Annotated in this window: 1 protein-coding gene; it reads right to left on the reverse strand. The window is 70.2% G+C overall.

Going from position 1 to position 1,582, the window contains the following annotated elements; translation table 11 throughout:
- Window positions 1-1,582 (reverse strand): type I polyketide synthase (locus tag ACSIH6_RS39275; RefSeq protein ID WP_435113956.1); only part of this gene is annotated, 1,582 nt, incomplete at both ends.

Here is a 1,582-nt window from a genome sequence, read left to right on the forward strand (position 1 = left end):
GGCCGTCTCGAACGCGAACAACGCGGGCTGCGTATAGAGCGTGTCATCCAACAGACCCGCCAGCTCACCCCCCTCAGGAGCGAACATCACCTCACGCAACGGAGCCCGAAGTGTCACCCCCTGCCCGGCCAGACACGCGTCCAACCGTCCGCACACCTCGTCCAGAGCCTTAGCGAAAACCGGATAGGCGGCGTACAACTCACGCCCCATCCCGGCGCGCTGGGCACCCTGACCGGTGAACACGAACACCGTCCCGTTGTGGCCGCCGTGACCGCCGGCGGTGCCCCGCACCAGGTTGGCGGCGGGGGTTCCACCGGCCAACGCGTCCAGGCCAGCCAGCAACTCCTCCCGTCTGGTTCCGGTCACCGCCGCCCGGTGGGCGTGGTGGGCTCGCGTGGTCGCCAGCGAAAAGCCCAGGTCCACAGAATCCAGCCCCGGGTTGGCCCGCACATGCTCGGCCAGGCGCTCCGCCTGGGCTCGCACACCCTCTTCCGACCTGCCCGAGACAGTCCAGAACCACAGGGGGGATCTCTCCTCGGGGTCACCGTTCGTTCCGCCGTCGAGGAGGGACCGTGCCGGGGCGTCGTCCGCTCCCGCTTCGTTCCCGGTGGCGGTCGTGGCCTCTGTCGCAGCAGCCTGTTCGAGGATGAGGTGGGCGTTGGTGCCGCTGATCCCGAAGGAGGACACCCCCGCTCGCCGGGGACGGCCGTTGTCGGGCCACTCCACCGCTTCGGTCAGCAGGGACACCGCACCGGCGTCCCAGTCCACCTCGGGAGTGGGCTCGTCTATGTGGAGCGTCCTGGGCAGCACCCCGTGCCGCATCGCCTGGACCATCTTGATCACACCGGCGACGCCTGCGGCGGCCTGGGTGTGACCGATGTTGGACTTGACCGACCCCAACCACAACGGCCGGTCCTCCGGACGTTCCTGCCCGTAGGTGGCCAGCAGTGCTTGGGCTTCGATCGGGTCTCCGAGCGTGGTCCCGGTCCCGTGCGCCTCCACCGCGTCGACGTCCCCGGGGACCAGACCCGCGTTCGCCAACGCCGCACGGATCACCCTCTGCTGGGACGGGCCGTTGGGAGCCGTCAACCCGTTGCTCGCACCGTCCTGGTTCACCGCCGTTCCGCGCACGACCGCCAGCACCTGGTGGCCGTTGCGCTCGGCGTCCGAGAGGCGTTCCAGCACCACCACACCCACGCCCTCGGCGAGCCCCATGCCGTCGGCCGCCGCCGCGAACGCCTTGCACCGACCGTCCTCGGCCATGCCCCGTTGACGGCTGAACTCGGTGAAGACGCCCGGAGTCGCCATGACGGCGGCTCCCCCGCCCAGCGCCATGGTGCACTCACCGTTGCGCAGGGCCTGGACGGCCAGATGCATCGCCACCAGCGACGACGAGCAGGCGGTGTCCACCGTGATCGCGGGCCCCTCGAACCCGAACGTGTAGGAGACGCGTCCGGACGCGACGCTGGCGGCGGAGCCGATTCCCAGGAACCCCTCCAGATTCTCGTCCGCCTCATGCGCGGAGAAGGCGTACTGGGAAGGGTTGACCCCGGTGAAGACTCCGACGGGGGCGCCCGCGAGT

Origin of the sequence: Nocardiopsis synnemataformans, from assembly GCF_965343085.1 — a bacterium.
GTDB classification, from domain to species: domain Bacteria; phylum Actinomycetota; class Actinomycetes; order Streptosporangiales; family Streptosporangiaceae; genus Nocardiopsis; species Nocardiopsis alborubida.